Genomic DNA, 22,832 nt, shown 5'->3' with positions numbered 1-22,832 from the left:
TTCGACCGGGGGGTCTCGCAGGGTGAGCCTTTGGTGCGGGCGTATGAAGTGATTTGGAGCTCTTGGGACGGTATGGGTTGGCGGGGGTGAAATCCGGCCGCGGGTCAGGGGCTTGGGGTGGTGTTGGTTCCGTGAAAGGCGTGGCGGCGTCGTGTGCGCTACATTCGGGACCGATTGACGTGCGGTTGCGGTGGGGGGCGCGCGGAGTGGGTGGGGGCCCGCTGCGTGAGTGAAGGCCCGGCTTCGTCCGCATGTGTGCTGCTTTTTGTCCCGTGGGGGGATGTGCGTACACATGGATTTCTGGCGTGAAGACGCCCAACCCGGGCACACTCATGATCCCAATGAGGTCACCGTCCAACTCGACGGCGCGGGGCGCCGGTTGGCGGAGTTGCTCGATCGTGAGGAGTTGCCGGGGGCGGACACTCCGGTGTTCGTCGACGAGAGCGGGCGGCGTGGTCGTACGTACCGCACCCTGGGCGTGCTCGTCGGACTGGCCTGCGCCGGATACGCGGCCGTCATAGCCGTGACCCTGTTGTCCGGGAACGCCGGGGCGCCCTGGCTGCCGGTCGAGGGGCACGGCGAGGGCGGTGCGCCGCCCGCGCGGGTCGAGACCTCGCAGTTGCCGGTCGAACCGGTCACCGGTGCCTCGCCGACCGCCGGAGCGCCGGCGGCACAGGGTGAGGAGCCCGGTCCCGCGGAATCGGGCAGTCCCTCCGGGGATGCGTCCTCGCAGGCCCCGGAGCAGGGGCCCGGGGACGAGGCCGACGAGCTGGGGACGGCCCGGCCCTCGGCCGGTGCGAGCGCGGACGGTGCGGGTCCCGGTGCGTCCCCCTCCGCACGACCCAGTACTACCCCCGATCCGGAGCCGGAGGGCCCGGTGCAGCCCAGCGCGCCAGGGCCGTCCCCGACCGGCGCGGCCACCACTCCGGCCCCGGCGCCCTCGCCCGCCTCCGGCGGCAGCGCGCCCCTGCCCGTATCGGAGAGCCCCGGGCGATGAAGACGCGTACCTCCCGCGCCGGGGCGCCTGCCCCCCGGCGTGGGCTTCCGCTGCGCTATCTGCTGCCGCTGTCCCTGCTGGTCGCGCTCGTCGCGATGCTGATGCTGCGCGGCTATGTGCACAGCGAGGTCCTCGCCGACCACCGGGTGCGGCCACCGGCGCCCACCGACCGCGTACCGCAGAAGATCCTGGACGGCGGGCCGGTCATCGACACCCGCGACGGGCGCGAGAGCAGCCTGCGGGTGCCGGACGGGAAGCTCGTGCTCACCTTCGACGACGGGCCGGACCCACAGTGGACGCCGAAGGTGCTCGACGTGCTGAAGAAGCACCGGGCGCACGCCGTCTTCTTCGTCACCGGCACCATGACCTCGCGCCATCCCGAGCTGGTGAAGCGGATGGTGGACGAGGGCCACGAGGTCGGCCTGCACACCTTCAACCACCCCGATCTCTCCTACCAGTCCCACCAGCGCATCGACTGGGAGCTGTCCCAGGGGCAGTTGGCGCTCTCCGGGGCCGCGGGGGTGCGGACCTCGCTGTTCCGGCCGCCGTACTCCTCGTTCGCGGACGCCATGGACAACCGGACCTGGCCGGTCACCCGCTACATCGGCGGCCGCGGCTACCTCACCGTCGTCAACGACACCGACAGCGAGGACTGGCGGCGGCCGGGTGTCGCCGAGATCGTGCGGCGCTCCACGCCCGAGGACGGCAAGGGCGCCCTCGTCCTGATGCACGACTCCGGCGGCGACCGCTCGCAGACCGTCGCCGCGCTCGACCGCTTTCTGCCGACGATGCAGGCCCGCGGCTACCGCTTCGACAACCTGACCGGCGCCCTGGGCGCACCGAGCGCGCACACCCCGGTCACCGGGCTCGGCCTGTGGAAGGGCAAGGCCTGGATCTGGGCGGTCACCGCCGCGGACACGCTCACCGGCGCCCTGGTGGTGGCGCTCGCCGCCGTCGGCGTCCTGGTGATCGGCCGGTTCGTGCTGATGCTGCTGTTCTCCGGGCTGCACGCCCGCCGGGTGCGGCGCAGGGACTTCGCCTGGGGGCCGCCGGTCACCGAGCCGGTCTCGGTGCTCGTGCCCGCGTACAACGAGGCCAAGTGCATTGAGAACACGGTCCGTTCACTGACCGCGAGCGACCATCCGATCGAGGTGGTGGTGGTCGACGACGGGTCGAGCGACGGCACCGCGCGGATCGTCGAGGACCTGGGACTGCCGGGCGTCAGGGTGGTGCGCCAGCACAACGGCGGCAAGCCCGCGGCGCTCAACAGGGGCCTGGCCAACGCCCGTTACGACCTGGTCGTGATGATGGACGGCGACACCGTCTTCGAACCGTCCACGGTGCGCGAGCTGGTGCAGCCCTTCGCCGATCCGCGGGTGGGCGCCGTCGCGGGCAACGCCAAGGTCGGCAACAAGGACTCGCTCATCGGGGCCTGGCAGCACATCGAGTACGTGATGGGCTTCAACCTCGACCGCCGGATGTACGACGTCCTGCGCTGTATGCCGACCATCCCCGGCGCCGTCGGTGCCTTCCGCCGCAGTGCGTTGCAGCGCGTCGGCGGCATGAGTGACGACACCCTCGCCGAGGACACCGACATCACCATGGCGCTGCACCGCGACGGCTGGCGCGTGGTCTACGCGGAGAACGCCCGCGCCTGGACCGAGGCCCCGGAGACCGTGCAGCAGCTCTGGTCGCAGCGCTACCGCTGGTCGTACGGGACGATGCAGGCGATCTGGAAGCACCGGCGCGCGCTGATCGAGCGCGGGCCCTCGGGCCGGTTCGGCCGCGTCGGGCTCCCGCTGGTCTCGCTGTTCATGGTGCTCGCCCCGCTGCTCGCCCCGCTCATCGACGTCTTCCTGCTCTACGGTCTCGTCTTCGGCCCGACCGGCAAGACCGTGGCCGCCTGGCTCGGTGTGCTCGGGGTCCAACTCCTTTGCGCCGCCTACGCGTTCCGGCTCGACAAGGAACGTATGACTCCGCTTCTCTCGCTGCCGTTGCAGCAACTCCTGTACCGGCAGCTGATGTACGTCGTCCTCCTCCAGTCGTGGATAACGGCACTCACCGGTGGGCGGCTGCGCTGGCAGAAGCTGCGCCGTACGGGGGCGGTCGCGGCGGCGCCGGGCGGGAGCCGGGTGGTGGCCGGGTCGGGCCCGGGGGCCAGGGCTCCGAGAGAACGGAATCCGGTCGGATGAGCAGCCAGATCCAGCGGGCGGCCGTGCCCGAGACGGTTACCGGAGAGGTCGGCGAAGCGAGTCCGGCGCCCGTGGCCGCCCCGCCCGCCCGCGACCGCTACTTCGACCTGCTGCGCTTCCTCGCGCTGCTCAGGGTGACCTTCTACCACCTGCTCGGCTGGGGCTGGCTGTCGCTGCTCTTCCCGTCGATGGGGGTCATGTTCGCGCTGGCGGGTTCGCTGATGGCGCGCTCCCTGGAGCGGCGCCCGGCGGCGGGTGTGATCCGTGCCCGGCTGCGCCGGCTGCTGCCGCCGCTGTGGGCCTTCGGCGCCCTGATGCTCGCCCTGCTGTTTGCGGCGGGCTGGAACACGGCGCCCGAAGGGGGGAGTGCGACCCTCTGGGACCGGCTGCGCCTCGGCTGGTACCTACTGCCGTTCGGCGCGCCCCCGTACCCCCTCGAACTGGGCGGTGACGGCGGCCTGTTGGAGGCCACCTGGGCCGAACAGGCGGCCGGGCCGCTGTGGTACCTGCGGGCCTATCTGTGGTTCCTCCTCGCCTCCCCGCTGCTGCTGTGGTGTCTGCGCCGCTTCCCGTGGCCGACCCTGCTCGCGCCCCTCGCACTGACCGCCGTGGTCGGCACCTCGCTGGTGGAGATCCCCGGCGAGACCGGCAACGCCGTCACCGACTTCGCGGTGTACGGCGGCTGCTGGGTGCTCGGCATGGGCCACCGCAGCGGGCCGCTGCGCCGGATGCCGCCGTATCTCGCGGTCTCGCTGGCCTCGCTGCTCATGGGCCTGGCTCTGTGGTGGGCCTCCGGTCATCGCGGCCCGGACGGCTGGGACCTGAACGACATCCCGCTCGCCCAGGCCGCCTGGTCCTTCGGGTTCGTGGTGATCCTCCTCACGTACGCGCCGATGTGGAATCGGCTGCCGGGTCGCCTCGCCCGCTGGGACCGCCTGGTCACGCTGGCCAACAACCGGGCGGTGACCATCTACCTCTGGCACAACCTGCTGATCCTCGCCACCGTCCCGCTGATCGACCGCCTCTACGGTCTGCCGTTCGCCACCGACGGCTTCACCGCCTTCCTGGACAGCACGTACACCCTGTGGATGTGTGTGTTCCTGTGGCCGCTGCTCGCGCTCACCGTGCTCGCGACCGGCTGGGTCGAGGACCTGGCGGCGAAGCGCCGCCCACGGCTCTGGCCGGACGGACGGGTGGCCAAGGCGCGGCGGCGGAGTGCCCGGCGGTGAAGGGCGGCCGGGTCGGCAAGTCGTAAGCGGACGGCCGGAGTTCATCGCCCGTGCGCCTTGTGGCGGATGAGGCGGAGGTAGCGTGGGCGGGCAACGACCATGAGGGGGGCCATGGTGTACGCCGATGACGGGGGCAGGGCGGTCTTCGCCCGTGACGCCGATGACGTCAATGACGTCGGTGATGCCAATGACGTCGGTGAATCCGACTGACCAGGCGGTCATCGTGCGGGCCGCGTGCCGGGGAGGCCGCGGCCGAGCGGACGAGGTCCGCGTGACGCGCACGACCCGGTAGGTTCCGGCCACCCCTCGTTCCTGATTCCCGACCGACCGCGCTTTCGCGCCTGCGGCTCCCTGACCGCCGGGTACGCGGCCGTCGACCAGGTGTCCTCCAACCCTGAGCAGTGACCACCAGGGCACCAGTCTCGGCCATTTTCCTCACGGGCCGCTCACCCCGGCCGTGAGGTCAACGTTCCCCGACGGTCACCGCAGGGCACAGCGCTGAAACTCCCTCTTTCTAAGTTCAGACCATCAGCCGAAAACCGTGGAGGCGAGAGATGACAGCCCCGAGCCCGAGCGCGCCCCCGAGCCGCTCCGCCCAGGCGAAGCGAGCGGGTGGACGCTGGATCGACGCGTGGGACCCCGAGGACGAGGCCTTCTGGGAGCAGGGCGGCAAGCGGGTCGCGCACCGCAACCTGTTCTTCTCCATCCTCTCCGAGCACATCGGTTTCTCGATCTGGACGCTGTGGTCCGTGCTCGTCCTGTTCATGGGCCCCGAGTACGGCATCGACCCGGCCGGAAAGTTCTTCCTGGTGTCGATGGCGACCCTGGTCGGCGCGGTCGTACGGGTGCCGTACACCTTCGCCGTCGCCAAGTTCGGTGGCCGGAACTGGACCATCATCGCGGCCTCGCTGCTCCTCATACCGTCGCTGGCCGCGTTCTGGGTCATGGAGCCCGGCACCTCGTACACGACGTTCATGGTGTGCGCCCTGCTCACCGGCATCGGCGGCGGCAACTTCGCCTCCTCGATGACCAACATCAACGCCTTCTTCCCGCTGCGCAAGAAGGGCTGGGCGCTCGGTCTGAACGCGGGCGGCGGCAACATCGGCGTCCCCGTGATGCAGCTCGTCGCGCTCGCGGTGATCGGTGCCAACGGCGGACCGCGCGTCCTGCTCGGCATCTACATCCCGCTGATCCTGGTCGCGGCCGTGCTGTCCGCCCTCTACATGGACAACCTCACCTCGGTCAGCAACGACACCGGGGCGGCGAAGGAAGCGGCGCGGGACCCGCACACCTGGATCATGTCCCTGCTTTACGTGGGATCCTTCGGCTCCTTCATCGGCTACAGCTTCGCCTTCGGCCTGGTCCTGCAGACCCAGTTCGGCCGCACCCCGCTGCAGGCCGCCTCGATCACCTTCATCGGACCGCTGCTCGGCTCGCTGATCCGCCCTGTCGGCGGGACCCTTGCCGACCGCTACGGCGGCGCCCGGATCACGCTGTGGAACTTCGTCGCCATGGGCCTCGCGACCTCGGTCGTGGTGCTCGCCTCGGTACGTGAGTCGCTCGCCCTGTTCACCGGGGCCTTCATCGCCCTGTTCGTCCTGACCGGACTCGGCAACGGCTCGACGTACAAGATGATCCCCGGCATCTTCCAGGCCAAGGCCCTCGCCCTCGGGCTCACCGGCGAGGAGGCCGCGGCCTACGGACGGCGGCTGTCCGGTGCCGCGATGGGGCTCATCGGCGCGGTCGGCGCACTCGGCGGCCTGGCCATCAACATGGCCTTCCGCCAGTCCTTCCTGACGGCGGGCACCGGAACCGGCGCCTTCGTCGCCTTCCTCGCCTTCTACGCCGTCTGTTTTGTGATCACCTGGGCCGTATACCTTCGGCGGCCGCAGCAGGTTGTCACTCCTGACAACGCCGCAAGTGGTACGAAGAAGCAACTCGGGTACGCCAAGGTGTGAGGTCGCAGGCGTAACACGCCGGACATGTGCGGGATCCGAGCCTGTCACCCCCCGTTGGCAGGCTCGGCCGCCTGAGCCGACGTAGGAACGGGACGAGCAGGACGAGCGGGACGAGAGCCATGCAGGAGAACGAACACGGCCCCCTTGCGGGGTTCACGGTCGGAGTGACCGCAGCGCGGCGCGCCGACGAACTCATCGCGCTGCTCGAACGGCGCGGCGCCGCGGTGGTGCACGCCCCGGCGCTGCGCATCGTCCAGCTCGCCGACGACGGCGAACTCCTCGAAGGGACGAGGAACCTCATCGAGCAGGCGCCGGACGTGGTGGTCGCCACCACCGCGATCGGCTTCCGCGGCTGGGTGGAGGCCGCCGAGGGCTGGGGGCTCGGGGACGAACTCCTCGGCATGCTCGAGAGGGTGGAGCTCCTCGCCCGCGGGCCCAAGGTCAAGGGCCAGATCCGGGCGGCCGGACTCACCGAGACGTGGTCGCCCAGTTCCGAGTCGATGGCCGAGGTGCTCGACCGTCTGCTGGAGGAGGGTGTGGACGGGCGCCGGATAGCGGTACAGCTGCACGGCGAACCGCTGCCCGGCTTCGTCGAGTCGCTGCGCGAGGCGGGGGCCGAGGTCATCGGGGTGCCGGTGTACCGGTGGATGCCGCCGGAGGACATAGGCCCCGTGGACCGGCTGCTCGACGCGATGCTGGCCCGCCAGGTCGACGCGGTCACCTTCACCAGTGCGCCGGCCGCCGCCTCGCTGCTCTCGCGCGCCGAGGAACGCGGCCAACTCCCCGCCGTCGTCGAGGCGTTCGGGCACGACGTACTGGCCGTCTGCGTCGGCCCGGTCACCTCGCTGCCGCTCCAGTCCCACGGCATCGACACGCTCGCTCCGGAGCGCTTCCGACTGGGTCCGCTCGTCCAGTTGCTCTGCCGTGAACTGCCGGGCCGGGCACGGGTGTTGCCGATAGCGGGCCACCGGGTCGAGATCCGCGGCCACGCGGTGCTCGTGGACGAGGAACTGCGCCCCGTACCGCCCGCCGGAATGGCCCTGCTCCGCGCGCTCGCCCGCCGCCCCGGCTGGGTCGTCTCGCGCGCCGATCTGCTCAAGTCCCTGCCCGGCGCGGGCAAGGACGAGCACGCGGTCGAGACCGCCATGGCCCGGCTGCGCACCTCCCTCGGCGCCCCCAAGCTCATCCAGACCGTGGTCAAACGCGGCTACCGGCTCGCGCTCGACCCGCACGCCGACAGCAAGTACACGGGAGAGGCGGGGAGTTCGGACGATTCGGATGGTTCGAATGGTTCGAATGGCGCGGACGGTACGGGGGATTCGGCGGACGCGTAGGGGTGAGCGCGGCCGGGGCGACCCGGTCGTGCCTCGCGCGCGGGAGCGGACGCCCGGCCCGCGCGCGGGCGCGGGCCCCGGCTTGTGCTGGGGGAGTGCTGCCCGTCGTGTGTGCCCCGCGCGCGGGCGTAGGCGCGCCTCGCGTGACGGCGGGGCGCGCGCCGCGGTGCGTACGCGGCGTGAAACGGCGGTGGCGGGGGTTCCGGTCGGCCGCCGGGGCGGGCACTGTAGACAGACGGCTCGCACCGGACCACCGAAATGGCGGTGACATGTCCATGTCGACAACCCCTGTCCTCGGCGCCCTTCCGTCCGCCTACGAGTTCCGCTTCGACACCGGCCGGATCTGTCTCGACCTCCTGGCCACGGCCCACCCCGCCGAACGTCTCGACTCCGTCCTCGGCCTGCGCGCCTGGTGCGCCCAGGCGGGCCTGGTCCCGCGCGGCACCGCTCTGCTCGCGGCCGACCCCGGCTGGCTGACCGCCTTCCGCGAACTGCGCGAACACACCGGCCGGCTGGCCCGGGCGGCGGTGGACGGCGCCGCCCCGGTGGCCGGTGCCCTGGACCGGGTCAACTCCCTTGCCCGTGAGTCACCTCCGGCCCCCCGCGCGGTACGCGGCGTCGACGGCTCCCTGGTCCGCGCCCTGCACGCCGAACCCGGCTGCGCCGCCCTGCTCGCCGTCCTCGCCCGGGACGCCGTGGACCTGCTCACCGACCCGCTCTCCCGCGCCCGGCTCCGGGAATGCGCGGGCGACAACTGCCGCCTCATCTACCTGGACGCCTCGCGCGGCCGCCGCCGTCTGTGGTGCTCCAGCGAGGTCTGCGGCAACCGGGAACGCGTGGCCCGGCACCGAAGGCGTACGGCCTCGCTCGGCCGCGCCCCGTACGGGGACGCGAACGGCGGCGACCGCCCCGAGGGCCGAAGTCCGGCGGGGCGGTCGCGGTCGTGGTGAAAGTCGTGGTGAAGGTGTGGCCGGAGGCGGCCGGTGGTGACCGGCCGCCCCCGGGCCGGGGTCAGGAACCCCAGGTGGAGACGGCGCTGTAGTACAGATCGGCGTAGTTGTCGCAGGACGCCTTCTGCTCGCTGTCGTAACCGCTGCACACACGCTTCATGTCGCCGAGGAACGCCGAGTCCAGACGTGCCTTGTTGGCCTCGAAGGTGCCCATCGCCTTGTAGTTGCGGTAGCCGAAGTCGTGGCGCGCGCACGAGTCCGCGAAGGGGAAACCGCCCGGGCTGTCGGGCGAGTAGCTGCAGTAGTCGGTCGACCAGTCGAAGCCGTACTCGGCCCAGGAGCCCTGGTCCGCGCGCGCGGAGTTCCAGGCGTCGTAACTCCCGCTGCCGGACTGGGTGAAGGAACTGAGGACCTGGTCCTTGTCGGCCACCTCGGCCGAGGCCGAGGTGGCCGGGATCAGGGCTGCCGGCAGCGCCAGAGCGGCGGCGGCGAGAGGCAGGGCAAGGCGACGGCGCATACGTGTACTCCGTACGTGTGTGGGGGATGCCCCCACGGTCCGTACCGGGGGACGGACGCACATATTGCCGTCACGTTACTGGCGCGTACAGCCCTTGGTTTGTGAAGGGAAGGTGAACTCCTTTCCCGATGGGGTTTGCGTGCAGGATCCACGGATAGGCGTGAGGGTCAACCGTGCTCGGAATCAACCCACTTGGGACCTTTCGATCACCGTCCGCACCTGAGCCGCCATCCCCGCCTCGCCCGCCGCGTTGGGGTGGACCGGAACGATGTTGGTGCCGAACAGGACGGGCTCGACCCAGCGGGTGCCCGCCGGACGGCAGGCGTCGTGGTCCTGGGAGGCCTCGCTCAGGTCGGCGAAGTGGGTGCCGGTCTCACGGGCGGCCCGCTCGACGACCTCGTTGAGGTGGGCCTGGAGGGCGCGCATATAGGGCACGTCCCCCTCGGCTATGGGCAGTTTGGCGAAGCAGCCCGCCACCGCCCGCTCGGGCAGGATCCATGGGTAGCCGACCGCGACCACCTCGGCGTCCGGTGCCTTCGCCCGGATCTTCTCCAACGAGGCCTTCAGGGCCGGGTAGGTGTTCTTCTCGAGCTTGTCGTCGAACTCGGTGCCGTGCTTGTCCTTGCACGGGCTGCCCTTGCCACCCGTGCCGAGACCGGCGGAGCCGCAGGCGAGCAGCGAACCGACGAAGACGTTGCCGTCGTTGCCGCCCAGGTTCAGGGTGATCAGATCGGTGCCGGAGCCCACCGCGTCGAGCTGCGGTGCGACCCCCGGGTACTGCGAGGTGGTCAGGTGCTTGGTCTCGGCCAGCGCACAGCTCACGTCCTTGAGATTCAGGCCGAGCGAACTCGCGAGCAGGTGCGGGTAGTTCTTGGCGGACTGGGCGCAGATGACCGGTGCGCCACTGGCCAGCGGCAGGATCGCGGAACCCGCGCTGTAACTGTCGCCGAGCGAGACGTAGTCGACGCCCTCGGGCTCGGCGGCCTGGCTGGTGGCCGCGCCGCCCATGCCGAGGGAGACGGCGGCCAGTGCGGCGGTGGCGGTGACTCCCGCGAGAAGGCCGCGCCGGGTGTGTCGTGCCATGGGTGTCCTCCTTGTGGACCTGACTTCGGACTGTTGTGGACCAGGTGCGGGTGACACACGGGTCACCCGCACGGTCCGGATACGGAAACGCCACCTCGCCTGGTGGCGGGCCCCGGCCGGTCCGTCGACCGGATGGCGGTCGGCGGTCGGGCGGGGAGCGCACGGTCGTACGGCTCGGAGAGGGGGCGGAGCGAACCGCCGCCCGCCGCCGGAGAGGCGGAACGGGCAGATGCGTGGGAGGGGGGATACATGGACGGCGGCTCTGCGGTGCGACCAGGATGCGGACGCCGCCGGTCCCGCGTCTTGGTCCGGGACGACAAATCCGGGGCCCTTGCGTGCTCGCCGTGTACAAGCGCCCGTACGCCGCCGAGGGCCAGGATCCGGGGTCCGTGCGGCCGGGCGCGGTCCGGGCGACCGTGCCCTCCGAGGCGGGCGGGACCCACCGGTTTCGTCCCCCCGTACAAGGGCCACAGGTCCCTCTTGTCGCCGGGTACAACGGCCCTGCCCAGGCCGCGTTCGCGTGGGTACTGTGCGCCCATGAGCCGCCTGCCCCACCCCCCGCCGGAGATCGCTCCGGTGGCCGCCACGCTGCTTCGGCACGCCGGTCCGCTGGGTACCCGGATGGCCCGCCGGATCCGCGCCGAGGTCGACTACTACGGCAGCGAGGAGCGGGTGCCCTGGGCCGAACTGACCGCCTCCTGCCGCCGCAACACCCGACTGGTGTTCGGTCAACTGGCCGAGGGGCAGGAGGAGTTGGCCGAGCTCGCCGACATGGGACCGGCCGAGGACACCGGACGGCTGCGGGCCGCGCAGGGCGCCCCGCTCGGCGAACTGCTGCACGCCTACCGGGTCGGCTCGCACTTCCTGTGGTCCGAACTGACCGAGGCCGCGCTCAAGACCGAGGGCGTCACCTCCCGGACCGTGGTCACCCTCGCCGCCTGGTGGGTGAACGAGGGCCTGGCGACCGCGGCCAGCGACGCCTACCGCGAGACCGCCGCCCGGCGGCTCATCCAGCGCGAGCGCGAACGGGCCGCCCTGGTGGAGGCCCTGTTCACCGGTGCGCTGACCGACCACACCACCCTCTGGGAGGCGGCCGGGGCACTCGGACTGCCCACCGAGGGAACCTTCGCCGTGGTCGCCGCCGACGTACCGGCGCCCGGCACTGAAGCCCTGCCCGGCATCGAGGCCCGGCTGAGCGGCGAGCGGACCCGGTCCGCCTGGCGGCTGATGCCCGATCTGCACGTGGGGATCGTGGTGGTGCGGGGCGCCGACGGCGAGGAGGAGCTGCTGCGACTGCTCGGCCGCTACACCGAGTCCCGGATCGGCGTCAGCCCGCTCTTCGACAGTCTGCGCCGGACCCCGCGCGCGCTGCGGCTGGCCCGGCTCGCCCTCGCGGGCATCACCGGCGCCGGGGTCGTGCAGTTCGACGACAATGCCCTGGCCCTGCTGGTCGCGGCGGCGCCCGAGGAGGCGCACCGGATCGCGGGCACGGTCCTCGGCCCGGTGCTCGACACCGACCCGATGGAGCGCGAGCGGCTGCTCGAAACCCTGGAGCACTGGTACGCGGCCGCCGGTTCCATGACCCGCGCCGCCCGGCGGCTCTACTGCCACCCCAACACGGTCCGCTACCGGTTGCGCCGCATCCAGGAGTTGACCGGCCGCTCGCTGCGCGACCCGCGCGTGACGGCCGAGTTCGCCGTCGCCCTCCAGGCCCTGCGGCACACCCCGGCCGCCTGAGTACGCACCGGATCCCCCGTTCGTCCGGAGCCTTCGGTACGTCCGGCGCAGCCGCCCCGGCGCTCGCGTCCGGCCCGTGCGACGCGTCCGTACGGAATTTTCCCGCGCGTTGAACGCTGCCCCGCGTCCGTACGTACCCACGCGGGGACCGGACCCGAGGCGGGACAGCGGAGGTGCGTGGTGGAGGATGCCGCCGTGACCGAGGAACGCCCCCGTGGGCACCTCCCGGCCAGGGGCGGGGGACCGGCCGTGCGGGGCACGCACGACGAGGAACTGATGCGCGCGCTCTACCGCGACCACGCGCGCCCACTGCACGCCTATGTGCTCCGGCTCGTCGCCGGTGACCGCCAGCGCGCCGAGGACGTGGTGCAGGAGACCCTGATCCGCGCCTGGCGCAACGCCAACTCCCTTGACGGGCAAGGGGGTTCACTGCGTCCCTGGCTGGTGACCGTCGCCCGCAGAATCGTCATCGACGGCCACCGCAGCCGCCAGGCACGCCCCGCCGAAGTGGCCCCCGAACCACTGGAGGGCGTCCCCGCCGAGGACGAGATTGACCGCGCCCTGTCGCTGATGACCCTCACCGACGCGTTACAGGACCTCACGCCCGCACACCGCGGCGTGCTCGTGGAGACGTATCTTCTCGGCCGTACGGTGAACGAGGCGGCCCAAGTGCTCGGCATACCGAGCGGCACGGTGCGCTCGCGCGTCTTCTACGCGCTGCGTTCCCTGCGTCTCGCACTGGAGGAACGGGGGGTCACGGGATGAGTCCTGAGCACGGCGGGGCGGAGAACGGGCCCCCGGGCGGGCCGGACGGCGAGGGCGGGCGCCCGGACGACGAGGCGCACGGGGTCCGTGGTGCCGGAGAGGCGCACGGGGCCGATGAGGTGCGTGGGCCGCACGCGGTGTACGAGCCGCATGAGGCGTACGGGGCTCATGAGACGTACGGGGCCCACGAGGCTTACGGGGCCCACGAGTTGTACGGGTCGCGTGCGGCGGCAGAGGTCCACGAGAGCGTCGGGCCGTACGCCCTGGGGCTGCTGGACGAGGCCGAGTCGCTGGCCTTCGAGGAACACCTGGCGGGCTGCGACCGCTGCGCGGCACACCTGGAGGAGTTCGGCCCGCTGCGTCCGCTGCTCGACCTGCTGGGCGAGCCCGGAGGGTTCGGAGCGCCGGGGACGGGTGGGGTGGACAGGACGTACGGGACGGACAGGACGGACAGGGCGGACAGGACGGACGGCACCGAAAGGGCGCCCGGCACCGAGCGCGCGCCCGGCGCTCACGACCCGAGCGCCCCGGACACCGCGCTCCCCATGCCTCAACCCGCGGCAACGGCGAACGCCCTGCATCCTCCGCATCCCCTGCACCCCTCGCACCCCCTGCCCTCCGCCGAGGACCTGCTGCACCTGGTCGCGACCGAACGCACCCGCCGCCGCAGGCGAACCCTCGCCCTCGCGACGGCCGCCGCGGTGATCGCCGCCGGAGTGCCGCTCACCGTCCTCGCCCTGGACCGCGAGGACGCCCCGGCCACGGCGAAGCCCACCGATCCCACCCCACCGCCGTATCCGACGTACCCGCCCGACCCCTCGCCGGACCCGACCGACGACGAGGTCGAGCGGACCGTCCGGGCCACCGACCCCCGTACCCGTGTGACGGCCGTGATCGGCATGGACTCCCGGGTGTGGGGTACTCACACGGTGCTCCAACTCAAAGGCGTCAAGGGGCCGTTGACCTGCTCGCTGCTCGCGGTGGACACCAGCGGACGGCGTGAGACCGTGTCCACCTGGTCCGTACCGGTCGGCGGATACGGCGCCTACGGCGGCACGGGCACGGGCGCGGGCCACGGCACCGGCGACTACGGCTCCGGCCAGGACTCCGCCACCGCGGCCGACCTGAGCATCGAGGGCGGCAGCTCGTACGACCGGACCGCCATCGAGCGGTTCGAGGTGCGCACCTCGGACGGACGGATGCTGGTGACGGTACGTAATCGCTGACGGAATTTCCGTATGAATCCCGTACTAGTCAGGATTTTCCGGGGCGGGGAGGTGCGCACCGGGGCTCCCTTTCGCGTACGGTTGACGGCCGCCGAGTCAGCAGAAGGGGGCCTCGTTGGCCGCGCAGGAAGCCGTCGAAACCACTGGTGGGACGTCCACGGGTGAGGGGCCGGTGGGCGCCGCCGGCCCGTCGGGCACCGAGGAGCAGGGGACCGCGCTGCGGGACCGGGAGATCGCCGCGGAGCAGGTGCACCTGGACCGGGTCTACCGGCGCCTCGAGGAGAAGATCCACGAGGCCGAGTTCCTGATGAACGACGCCGCGCAGCGCGGCCAGGTCGGCACCCCGGGCGCGCTCGCCGAGCGGGACGCCCAGGTCTTCCGTGCGGGCGTCCATCTCAACCGGCTGAACAACGAGTTCGAGGACTTCCTGTTCGGGCGCATCGACCTGCTCGCGGGCAAGGACGGCAAGAAAGGTCCGGACGGCGCGTACACCGCGATCGAGCCCGCCGAGGGAGCGGTGCGCGAGGACAACACCGCCGACATCGCCGAGACCCTGCACATCGGCCGGATCGGCGTCCTGGACTCCGACTACTCGCCGCTGGTCATCGACTGGCGCGCGCCCGCCGCCGCGCCGTTCTACCGCTCCACCCCGGTCGAACCCGGCCGGGTGGTGCGCAGACGCGTGGTGCGCTCCAAGGGCCGCAAGGTGCTCGGCGTCGAGGACGACCTGATGCGCCCCGAACTGACCGCCCGGCTCGGCGGCGAGGTCCTGCCCGCGGTCGGCGACGGCGCCCTGATGGCCGCTCTCGGCCAGGCCCGCAGCCACACCATGCGGGACATCGTCTCCTCCATCCAGGCCGAGCAGGACCTGGTCATCCGCGCCCCCGCCGCCTCCGTGACGTACGTGGAGGGCGGCCCCGGCACCGGCAAGACCGCGGTCGCCCTGCACCGCGCCGCCTATCTGCTCTACCAGGACCGCCGCCGCTACGCCGGAGGCATCCTGATCGTCTCGCCGACCCCGCTGCTCGTCTCGTACACCGAGGGCGTGCTGCCCTCGCTCGGCGAGGAGGGCCAGGTCGCGATCCGCGCCGTCGGCTCGCTCTACGAGGGCCCGGACCTGGCCCCGGGCGAGGAGGCCACCGAGTACGACACCCCGGCCACCGCCCGGGTCAAGGGCTCGGCCCGGATGGTCAAGGTGCTGCGCAAGGCGGCCCGCGGGGTGCTCGACCTCGGCGAGGCGCCCGAGCGGCTGCGCGTGGTCGCCTTCGGCCGCCGCCTCGAACTCGACGCCCGGGAACTCTCCCGTATCCGTGCCGCCGCGCTCGGCGGCACCGCCCCCGTCAACCTGCTGCGCCCGCGCGCCCGCCGCCTGCTGTTGGACGCCCTGTGGAAGCAGTCCGGCGCGGGCTCCCGGCACACCGACCCGGAGCTGGCGGCCGAGCTGCGCTCCGGCTTCGACGAGGACGTCAGCACCGAGGACTCCTTCCTCGTCTTCCTGGACGCCTGGTGGCCCGAGCTGACCCCGCGCCGGGTACTGACCGCGATGGCCGACGAGCGCCGCCTGGCCCGCTGGTCGCGGCGCGTGCTCAACCAGAACGAGGCGCGCAGGCTGGCCCGTTCCCTGGCCCGCGAGGCGCTGACCGCGCACGACGTCGCACTGCTCGACGAACTCCAGGCGATCCTCGGCGCCCCCGCCCGGCCCCGTAAGGTGCGCGAGGCCGACCCGCTGGACCAGCTCACCGGCCTGGAGGAGCTGATGCCGCGCCGCGAGGAGACCCAGCGCGAACGCGCCGAACGCCTGGCCCAGGAGCGCACCGAGTACGCCCACGTCATCGTCGACGAGGCACAGGACCTGACGCCCATGCAGTGGCGCATGATCGGCCGCCGCGGCCGACACGCCACCTGGACCGTGGTCGGCGACCCGGCCCAGTCGAGCTGGTCCGACCCGGACGAGGCCGCCGCCGCCCGCGACGAGGCCCTCGGCACCGTCGTCCCCACCGGCGACCACCACGCCCAGGGCGCCACCACCCGCGCCCTCACCGGCCGTTCGGCGCGCGCCCGCCGCTTCAGCCTCACCGTCAACTACCGCAACCCCTCCGAGGTCGCCGAACTCGCCGCCCGGGTACTCGCGCTGGCGCTGCCCGGCGCCGAGCCTCCGCGCGCGGTCCGCTCCACCGGCCTGCGCCCGCGCTTCGCCACCGTCCCGGACGGCGACGACCTCGCCCACGCGGTACGGGAGGAGGCACGGCGGCTGCTCGACCAGGTGGACGGCACCGTCGGTGTGGTCGGCGCGATGGAACGCAGGTCCGGCCTGCGCAAGGCGCTGGCCGAGCTCGGCGACCGCGTGGTGGCCCTCGGCAGCCTGGAGGCCAAGGGCCTGGAGTACGACGCGACCCTGGTCGTCTCCCCGGCCGAGATCGCCGGCGCGGGCCAGGGCGAGGAGTCCACCGGCACCCCGGTGGGCCTGCGCACCCTGTACGTCGCCATGACCCGCGCCACCCAGCAGCTCACGATCCTCTCCACGGACCGCGACGCCCCGGACGCGGAGGGTGTACCGGCACTCCTGCGCGACTGATCCCTCCCCGCCCCCGCACAGGAACTTCCGTGACAGGAATGGCCGTACGGGGATCGTTTGTTACCGTGGATGTGGCACCGGCCCGATCCAAGCCCCCGGGCCCAACCTTCGTCGCTACGAGCGACCACTTGCCGCGAGGCGAGCATGGCGGGTCGGTGTCACTTACTTCTCACGAGACGCTCGTGAGCACGAGGAAGGTCCGTTCCGCCCCCGGCGGTACGGACCTTTTTTGTGTGCCTGCGTGTGTGCCCGCGTGTGCGCGTGTGTGCCCGTGCGCGCGTGCCCGGTGGTGGCCGTCGCCCGGACTTCCGCTGTCCTGCGGGGAACAGAACGCACGCAATCCGGTGCCGTTAGCACGTACTGGGCAGTAGGTGCGACGATCGGACAACGCCGCCCGGCCCGCGACCGCGGAGCCCCGCGGCATTCCCCGCGCAGCGGTGAGAAGCCCGCGCGCAGAGCTGATTGCAGAGGAAGTCGGTCATGGCAACGGCGCCCAGCGTCTCCTACTCGATGACGGTCCGTCTTGAGGTGCCCGCGAGCGGTACGGCCGTTTCGCAGCTCACCACGGCCGTGGAGTCGTCCGGGGGGTCGGTCACGGGTCTGGACGTGACCGCCTCGGGCCACGAGAAGCTGCGTATCGACGTGACGATCGCCGCTTCGTCGACGGCGCACGCCGACGAGATCGTGACGAAGCTGCGCGGCATCGAGGGCGTGACGCTGGGGAAGGTCTCGGACCGTACCTTCCTGATGCACCTGGGCGGCAAGATCGAGATGCAGTCCAAGCATCCGATCCGCAACCGTGACGACCTGTCGATGGTCTACACGCCGGGTGTGGCCCGGGTGTGCATGGCGATCGCGAACAACCCCGAGGACGCGCGCCGCCTGACCATCAAGCGCAACTCGGTGGCCGTGGTCACCGACGGCTCGGCGGTCCTGGGCCTCGGCAACATCGGCCCGAAGGCTGCGCTCCCGGTGATGGAGGGCAAGGCGGCCCTGTTCAAGCGGTTCGCGGGCATCGACGCCTGGCCGCTGTGCCTGGACACCCAGGACACCGACGCCATCGTCGAGATCGTCAAGGCGATCGCGCCCGGATTCGCCGGGATCAACCTGGAGGACATCTCCGCGCCCCGCTGCTTCGAGATCGAGGCACGCCTGCGCGAGGCCCTGGACATCCCGGTCTTCCACGACGACCAGCACGGCACCGCGATCGTCGTCCTCGCCGCCCTGACCAACGCCCTGCGGGTGGTCGGCAAGGCGATCGGCGACGTACGGGTCGTCATGTCCGGTGCGGGCGCCGCCGGTACGGCCATCCTGAAGCTGCTGATCGCCGCGGGCGTCAAGCACGCCGTGGTCGCCGACATCGCGGGTGTGGTGCACGCCGGTCGCGAGGACCTGGTCGACGCCGCCCCGGATTCGCCACTGCGATGGATCGCGGACAACACCAACCCCGAAGGTGTCAGCGGCACTTTGAAGGAAGCCGTCCGCGAATCCGACGTGTTCATCGGTGTCTCGGCGCCGAATGTGCTCGACGGCGAGGATGTCGCGGCGATGGCCGACGGTGCGATTGTCTTCGCGCTCGCGAACCCCGACCCGGAGGTCGAACCGGCAATCGCCCGGCAGACGGCGGCAGTTGTGGCCACCGGCCGCAGCGACTTCCCGAACCAGATCAACAACGTACTGGTGTTCCCGGGCGTGTTCCGCGGTCTGCTCGACGCGCAGTCGCGGGCCGTCAACACGGAGATGATGCTCGCCGCCGCGAGTGCGCTCGCCGACGTGGTCACCGAGGACGAGCTGAACCCCAACTACATCATTCCGAGCGTTTTCAACGACAAGGTCGCGGGCGCGGTGGCCGACGCGGTGCGCAACGCAGCGAAGGCCGTGGGGGCGGCGGGCCCGGCCGCACAGCTCTGACGTACGGCGCGTCGCGGGACAGACCGCCCCGGAGCGCCCCTTAGGGTGGGCCGCAGCGAACTTCCCTCGGGTTTGCCCGGCATTCTTCTGCCGTGCATCCCGGCGGGGGCCGGGGCCCACCCGGGAGCGGGCGGTCGGCCGTGCGGACCGCTGCCAGGAGCGGACGGAGCGTCACCGAGCCGAGGCACTGGCGCTTTTCGTGTGGCTTCCGGTGCACGGCACGGGCGCCGGATTGGCTTTACCGCCGCAGGTGGGGGCAGGATGCTCCTCCAGGACAGAGTCCTGGGGGGACCCCCAGGGGCGCGAGGGCGTTCGGCCGATCCGTATCGGGCCCCCGGGTCCGGGTCGCGGACAAGGACCCTGACAGCATCGGCTTCGATCTCACGCCTCAACGGCAAGATGAACACGGGAGTACAAAAATGAACCGCAGTGAGCTGGTGGCCGCGCTGGCCGACCGCGCCGAGGTGACCCGCAAGGACGCCGACGCCGTTCTGGCCGCCTTCGCCGAGGTTACGGGCGAGGTCGTCGCCAAGGGCGACGAGAAGGTCACCATCCCCGGCTTCCTGACCTTCGAGCGCACCCACCGTGCCGCTCGCACCGCCCGCAACCCGCAGACCGGTGAGCCGATCGACATCCCGGCCGGCTACAGCGTGAAGGTCTCCGCGGGCTCCAAGCTCAAGGAAGCCGCGAAGGGCAAGTAGGCCCGCACGCGCGCCCTTACGCGGCACGCGTCAGGCAGGGCCCGCCGTCGGCGGACGACCGACGCGGCCGAGTAAGCGAAGGGGCGGCCACCCACACCGGGTGGCCGCCCCTTTGGCATATGCGGGGGGCCAACCGCCGCCCGCGTACGGACTTTCGTCAGCCGAGCGCCTTGCCCGGCAGCTCGACCTTCGCCCCCAACTCCTGCAGCTTGTCCATGCTGTGCTTTCCCGGGGGACCACCCCCGGACCCCCGGCCGGAACAGCCGGTCGGACGGGTCAGCCGAGTGCCTTGCCCGGCAGCTCGACCTTGGCTCCCAACTCCTGCAACTTGTCCATGAAGTTCTCGTAGCCGCGGTTGATCAGGTCGATGCCGTGGACCCGGGAGGTGCCCTGGGCGGCGAGAGCCGCGATCAGGTACGAGAAGCCACCGCGCAGGTCGGGGATGACCAGGTCGGCGCCCTGGAGGCGGGTGGGGCCCGAAACCACCGCGGAATGCAGGAAGTTGCGCTGGCCGAAGCGGCAGTCCGAGCCGCCCAGGCACTCGCGGTACAGCTGGATGTGCGCGCCCATCTGGTTCAGCGCCTCGGTGAAGCCGAGCCGGGACTCGTACACCGTCTCGTGGATGATCGACAGGCCGGTCGCCTGGGTGAGGGCCACCACCAGCGGCTGCTGCCAGTCGGTCTGGAAGCCCGGGTGGACGTCGGTCTCCAGGGCGATGGCGTTCAGCGTGCCGCCCGGGTGCCAGAAGCGGATGCCCTCGTCGTCGATCTCGAAGGCGCCGCCGACCTTCCGGTAGGTGTTCAGGAAGGTCATCATCGAGCGCTGCTGGGCGCCGTGTACGTAGATGTTGCCTTCGGTGGCCAGCGCGGCGGACGCCCAGGAGGCGGCCTCCAGGCGGTCCGGGAGGGCGCGGTGGGTGTAGCCGCCGAGCGAGTCGACACCGGTGATGCGGATGGTGCGGTCGGTGTCCATGGCGATGATCGCGCCCATCTTCTGCAGTACGCAGATGAGGTCCTCGATCTCGGGCTCGACGGCCGCGTTGGACAGCTCGGTGACACCTTCGGCGAGCACCGCGGTCAGCAGCACCTGCTCGGTGGCGCCGACCGAGGGGTAGGGCAGCGTGATCTTGGTGCCGCGCAGCCGCTGCGGGGCCTCCAGGTACTGGCCGTCGTCGCGCTTGACGATCCGCGCGCCGAACTGCCGCAGGACGTCGAAGTGGAAGTCGATCGGACGGCCGCCGATGTCGCAGCCGCCGAGGCCGGGGATGAACGCGTGGCCGAGCCGGTGAAGCAGCGGGCCGCAGAACAGGATCGGGATACGCGAGGAACCCGCGTGGGCATCGATGTCGGCGACGTTCGCGCTCTCGACGTGCGTCGGGTCCATGACCAGCTCGCCGGGTTCCTCACCCGGGCGCACCGTCACACCGTGCAGCTGCAGCAGCCCGCGCACCACCCGCACGTCGCGGATGTCGGGCACGTTCCGCAGCCTGCTGGGCCCGCTGCCGAGCAGTGCCGCGACCATGGCCTTGGGCACGAGGTTCTTCGCGCCGCGGACACGGATCTCGCCCTCCAGCGGGGTTCCGCCGTGGACAAGGAGTACATCGTCGGTGACGGTCATGAATCTCGCGTTCCGATGAGATGGGCAGGGCCAAGGAGGCAAGACTAATGGCCCCGCACCCCCCTTCCGTAAGCCCGCGGACGCTGCGAACCCGTCATGAATGTGTGACAGCACCACACGTGGCTGATCCAGGACTGCCCGTCATGGCCGGTTCCCGCCCTCGCGCCCCGCGGTACCGCGCTGAGCTGGGCGGCCACCGGTTCGGGCACCGGCGTCCCGCTTCCGCGGCAGATGCGGAATCATGTCTGCCATGACCGAGGTGTCCTCTCTCACAGGGCGGCTGCTCGTGGCCAGCCCCGCCCTGGCGGACCCGAATTTCGACCGCGCTGTGGTGCTGCTGCTCGACCACGACGAGGAGGGCTCGCTCGGCGTCGTCCTGAACCGGCCCACCCCAGTCGACGTCGACGACATCCTCCAGGGCTGGGGCGCCCTCGCGGGCGCGCCCCCCGTCGTCTTCCAGGGCGGTCCGGTCTCCCTCGACTCGGCGCTCGGCGTCGGCGTGGTCCCCGGCGACGGCGCGGACGAGGGCCGGGTGCTCGGCTGGCGCCGGGTGCACGGCGCGATCGGTCTGGTCGATCTGGAGGCGCCGCCCGAACTGCTCGCCTCCGAACTCGGCTCGCTGCGGATCTTCGCGGGCTACTCGGGCTGGGGCCCGGGCCAGCTGGAGGACGAGCTGACCGAGGGCGCCTGGTACGTCGTCGAGTCCGAGCCGGGCGACGTGTCCAGCCCCGCGCCCGAACGCCTCTGGCGCGAGGTGCTGCGGCGCCAGCGCGGGGAGCTGGCGATGGTCGCCACGTATCCGGACGACCCGTCGATGAACTGAGATGAACTGAGGCGAACTGAGGCGGGTGCGGGGTTCGTGCGCTGCCGGGGGCTCGGGGTGCGGGTGGTGCGCCCGGGGCGGTCCGCGGGGCGCACTCCGGCCGAGGACCGAGCCGATCCAGGCATCTCGCGATGGTCGCGGACCCCTCCCGCGAACCCTTCAGTAAACTTGAAACTTATGAGCACTCTTGAGCCCGAGCGCGGGGCAGGTACGGGAACTCTCGTCGAGCCGACACCTCAGGTGTCGCACGGCGACGGCGATCACGAGCGCTTCGCCCACTACGTCCAGAAGGACAAGATCATGGCGAGCGCACTCGACGGCACCCCCGTCGTCGCGCTCTGCGGCAAGGTGTGGGTGCCCGGACGCGACCCGAAGAAGTACCCGGTCTGTCCCATGTGCAAGGAGATCTACGAGTCCATGGGCGCAGGCGGCGACAAGGACAAGGGCGGCAAGGGCGGCAAGGACAAGTAGTCCGCTGCCCGGTCCTGCCGCGGTCCGGGGCGGTGGTCCCGCCGATCGCGCGCCGGTCGCTGGCCGGATCTTGTGGGAGCCGTGGCGTACGTGCCCGTGACAAGGGGCGCCCGCCGATCGGGGTGAGCGCCCCTCGGCGGGGCCCCGTCGACGGAGCGCACCGGTGCGAACGAGCGCCGCGTGCGCGCGCCCGTGCCGGGCTCCCGCGCTCCGCCCGAGCGCCGTCCGGTGTCTCCCGGCGCCCGTTCGCCTCCTCCGGCCACTCGCCTCCCGCCCTCCCCACTTCCCCCTACTCCCGTTCCTCCGCGCCGAGTTCACACGCGACCGTGGCGCCTTCCTTCGCAGGTCAGAGGGAGGCACCACGGTCGCGGCGTATCCGGGGGCGGCCCGGGCCGCCGGGTGTACGGCCCGCCGCGCAGCCGCGTACCGACGTACGTGGACGGGCAGTTGGGCGTACGTGCGCCGGGTGGACGCGCCAAGCGGAATGGCTCGATCCGGTCCCGTGGCGACGGAATTGGGGGTCCTGGCGGCGTGAAGTGGTCCGTACCGTCGAGGAGTTGGGTCATGGACAGGCCGCAACCGCGTTTTCCGGCCAGCACCTCGTCGTACACGCGAGCGGGGAACCGGCTCCGCGGGGTGCTCAAACGCTCGATCGAGGGGGCGCCCCCGAACGTGTGAGCCGCCCGCCGACGTGGAACGCGCGCCTCGTGAGCCTGTCACGGTGGAGCGTACGAAACCGCATCTGA

Annotated in this window: 17 protein-coding genes; 14 read left to right on the top strand and 3 right to left on the bottom strand. The window is 71.8% G+C overall.

Features of this window, described 5'->3' with window-relative positions:
- The first annotated feature begins 292 nt into the window (after window positions 1–292).
- The 6 genes from HUT18_RS10740 to HUT18_RS10715 all read left to right on the top strand — a co-directional run bounded on the left by HUT18_RS10740 (window position 293) and on the right by HUT18_RS10715 (window position 8,660).
- Entirely contained in the window at window positions 293–997 is a 705-nt protein-coding gene (locus HUT18_RS10740; RefSeq protein WP_176099898.1) for a hypothetical protein, read from the top strand.
- Complete coding sequence (locus HUT18_RS10735; protein ID WP_176099896.1) at window positions 994–3,189, top strand: glycosyltransferase; 2,196 nt, start codon at window positions 994–996, stop codon at window positions 3,187–3,189. Before HUT18_RS10740 ends, HUT18_RS10735 begins: the two co-directional genes overlap by 4 nt.
- On the top strand, window positions 3,186–4,418 hold the full coding sequence (locus tag HUT18_RS10730) for an acyltransferase (RefSeq protein WP_176099895.1): 1,233 nt from the start codon (window positions 3,186–3,188) through the stop codon (window positions 4,416–4,418). The genes HUT18_RS10735 and HUT18_RS10730 overlap by 4 nt, the downstream gene beginning before the upstream one ends.
- Window positions 4,419–4,972: 554 nt before the next feature.
- Window positions 4,973–6,376, top strand: coding sequence for a NarK/NasA family nitrate transporter (locus tag HUT18_RS10725; protein ID WP_176099893.1), 1,404 nt, complete (start codon window positions 4,973–4,975; stop codon window positions 6,374–6,376).
- A 119-nt stretch (window positions 6,377–6,495) separates the two neighbouring features.
- Window positions 6,496–7,710, top strand: coding sequence for a uroporphyrinogen-III synthase (locus HUT18_RS10720; protein ID WP_176099891.1), 1,215 nt, complete (start codon window positions 6,496–6,498; stop codon window positions 7,708–7,710).
- 275 nt (window positions 7,711–7,985) lie between these two features.
- A complete protein-coding gene (locus tag HUT18_RS10715; protein ID WP_176099889.1) occupies window positions 7,986–8,660 on the top strand; it encodes an ABATE domain-containing protein in 675 nt (224 codons plus the stop codon).
- Between the two features lie 61 nt (window positions 8,661–8,721).
- Here the strand turns inward: HUT18_RS10715 and HUT18_RS10710 are convergent, their stop codons facing one another.
- Both HUT18_RS10710 and HUT18_RS10705 read right to left on the bottom strand, forming a co-directional pair.
- Entirely contained in the window at window positions 8,722–9,177 is a 456-nt protein-coding gene (locus HUT18_RS10710; RefSeq protein ID WP_176099887.1) for a phospholipase, read from the bottom strand.
- Between the two features lie 183 nt (window positions 9,178–9,360).
- Entirely contained in the window at window positions 9,361–10,260 is a 900-nt protein-coding gene (locus HUT18_RS10705) for an SGNH/GDSL hydrolase family protein (protein WP_176099886.1), read from the bottom strand.
- Window positions 10,261–10,797: 537 nt separating this feature from the next.
- Here HUT18_RS10705 and HUT18_RS10700 point away from each other — a divergent pair.
- From HUT18_RS10700 to HUT18_RS10675, 6 genes are all read left to right on the top strand, one after another.
- The gene (locus HUT18_RS10700; RefSeq protein WP_176099884.1) at window positions 10,798–11,997 is read left to right on the top strand and encodes a CdaR family transcriptional regulator; all 1,200 of its coding nucleotides are present in this window, start codon (window positions 10,798–10,800) and stop codon (window positions 11,995–11,997) included.
- A 249-nt stretch (window positions 11,998–12,246) separates the two neighbouring features.
- Window positions 12,247–12,762 carry a sigma-70 family RNA polymerase sigma factor gene (locus tag HUT18_RS10695; protein ID WP_303246580.1) on the top strand — a complete coding sequence of 172 codons (516 nt, stop codon included), beginning with the start codon at window positions 12,247–12,249 and terminating at the stop codon, window positions 12,760–12,762.
- Entirely contained in the window at window positions 12,759–13,988 is a 1,230-nt protein-coding gene (locus tag HUT18_RS33665) for a zf-HC2 domain-containing protein (protein ID WP_254878522.1), read from the top strand. The genes HUT18_RS10695 and HUT18_RS33665 overlap by 4 nt, the downstream gene beginning before the upstream one ends.
- 172 nt (window positions 13,989–14,160) lie before the next feature.
- On the top strand, window positions 14,161–16,563 hold the full coding sequence (locus tag HUT18_RS10685) for a UvrD-helicase domain-containing protein (RefSeq protein ID WP_254878972.1): 2,403 nt from the start codon (window positions 14,161–14,163) through the stop codon (window positions 16,561–16,563).
- Between the two features lie 480 nt (window positions 16,564–17,043).
- Window positions 17,044–18,474 carry an NAD-dependent malic enzyme gene (locus HUT18_RS10680; RefSeq protein ID WP_176099881.1) on the top strand — a complete coding sequence of 477 codons (1,431 nt, stop codon included), beginning with the start codon at window positions 17,044–17,046 and terminating at the stop codon, window positions 18,472–18,474.
- Window positions 18,475–18,893: 419 nt separating this feature from the next.
- Window positions 18,894–19,175 carry an HU family DNA-binding protein gene (locus tag HUT18_RS10675; RefSeq protein WP_176099879.1) on the top strand — a complete coding sequence of 94 codons (282 nt, stop codon included), beginning with the start codon at window positions 18,894–18,896 and terminating at the stop codon, window positions 19,173–19,175.
- 276 nt (window positions 19,176–19,451) lie between these two features.
- Here the strand turns inward: HUT18_RS10675 and murA are convergent, their stop codons facing one another.
- Window positions 19,452–20,792 (bottom strand): UDP-N-acetylglucosamine 1-carboxyvinyltransferase, encoded by a 1,341-nt coding sequence (gene murA, locus HUT18_RS10670; RefSeq protein ID WP_176099877.1) that lies wholly within the window; start codon window positions 20,790–20,792, stop codon window positions 19,452–19,454.
- A gap of 250 nt (window positions 20,793–21,042) precedes the next feature.
- Between murA and HUT18_RS10665 the strand changes: the two genes are divergently transcribed.
- A complete protein-coding gene (locus tag HUT18_RS10665) occupies window positions 21,043–21,615 on the top strand; it encodes a YqgE/AlgH family protein (protein ID WP_176099876.1) in 573 nt (190 codons plus the stop codon).
- Between the two features lie 177 nt (window positions 21,616–21,792).
- On the top strand, window positions 21,793–22,086 hold the full coding sequence (locus HUT18_RS10660) for a DUF3039 domain-containing protein (RefSeq protein ID WP_176099874.1): 294 nt from the start codon (window positions 21,793–21,795) through the stop codon (window positions 22,084–22,086).
- Window positions 22,087–22,832: the final 746 nt, after the last annotated feature.

Origin of the sequence: Streptomyces sp. NA04227, assembly GCF_013364195.1 — a bacterium.
GTDB lineage: Bacteria > Actinomycetota > Actinomycetes > Streptomycetales > Streptomycetaceae > Streptomyces.
This window is presented reverse-complemented; position numbering and strand designations above follow the sequence as displayed.

Bases quoted from the DNA above. Each gene is read 5' to 3' on its own strand.
- HUT18_RS10740 (WP_176099898.1), top strand. From the start codon at position 293: ATGGATTTCTGGCGTGAAGACGCCCAACCCGGGCACACTCATGATCCC.
- HUT18_RS10735 (WP_176099896.1), top strand. From the start codon at position 994: ATGAAGACGCGTACCTCCCGCGCCGGGGCGCCTGCCCCCCGGCGTGGG.
- HUT18_RS10730 (WP_176099895.1), top strand. From the start codon at position 3,186: ATGAGCAGCCAGATCCAGCGGGCGGCCGTGCCCGAGACGGTTACCGGA.
- HUT18_RS10725 (WP_176099893.1), top strand. From the start codon at position 4,973: ATGACAGCCCCGAGCCCGAGCGCGCCCCCGAGCCGCTCCGCCCAGGCG.
- HUT18_RS10720 (WP_176099891.1), top strand. From the start codon at position 6,496: ATGCAGGAGAACGAACACGGCCCCCTTGCGGGGTTCACGGTCGGAGTG.
- HUT18_RS10715 (WP_176099889.1), top strand. From the start codon at position 7,986: ATGTCGACAACCCCTGTCCTCGGCGCCCTTCCGTCCGCCTACGAGTTC.
- HUT18_RS10710 (WP_176099887.1), bottom strand. From the start codon at position 9,177: ATGCGCCGTCGCCTTGCCCTGCCTCTCGCCGCCGCCGCTCTGGCGCTG.
- HUT18_RS10705 (WP_176099886.1), bottom strand. From the start codon at position 10,260: ATGGCACGACACACCCGGCGCGGCCTTCTCGCGGGAGTCACCGCCACC.
- HUT18_RS10700 (WP_176099884.1), top strand. From the start codon at position 10,798: ATGAGCCGCCTGCCCCACCCCCCGCCGGAGATCGCTCCGGTGGCCGCC.
- HUT18_RS33665 (WP_254878522.1), top strand. From the start codon at position 12,759: ATGAGTCCTGAGCACGGCGGGGCGGAGAACGGGCCCCCGGGCGGGCCG.
- HUT18_RS10680 (WP_176099881.1), top strand. From the start codon at position 17,044: ATGGCAACGGCGCCCAGCGTCTCCTACTCGATGACGGTCCGTCTTGAG.
- HUT18_RS10675 (WP_176099879.1), top strand. From the start codon at position 18,894: ATGAACCGCAGTGAGCTGGTGGCCGCGCTGGCCGACCGCGCCGAGGTG.
- murA (WP_176099877.1), bottom strand. From the start codon at position 20,792: ATGACCGTCACCGACGATGTACTCCTTGTCCACGGCGGAACCCCGCTG.
- HUT18_RS10665 (WP_176099876.1), top strand. From the start codon at position 21,043: ATGACCGAGGTGTCCTCTCTCACAGGGCGGCTGCTCGTGGCCAGCCCC.
- HUT18_RS10660 (WP_176099874.1), top strand. From the start codon at position 21,793: ATGAGCACTCTTGAGCCCGAGCGCGGGGCAGGTACGGGAACTCTCGTC.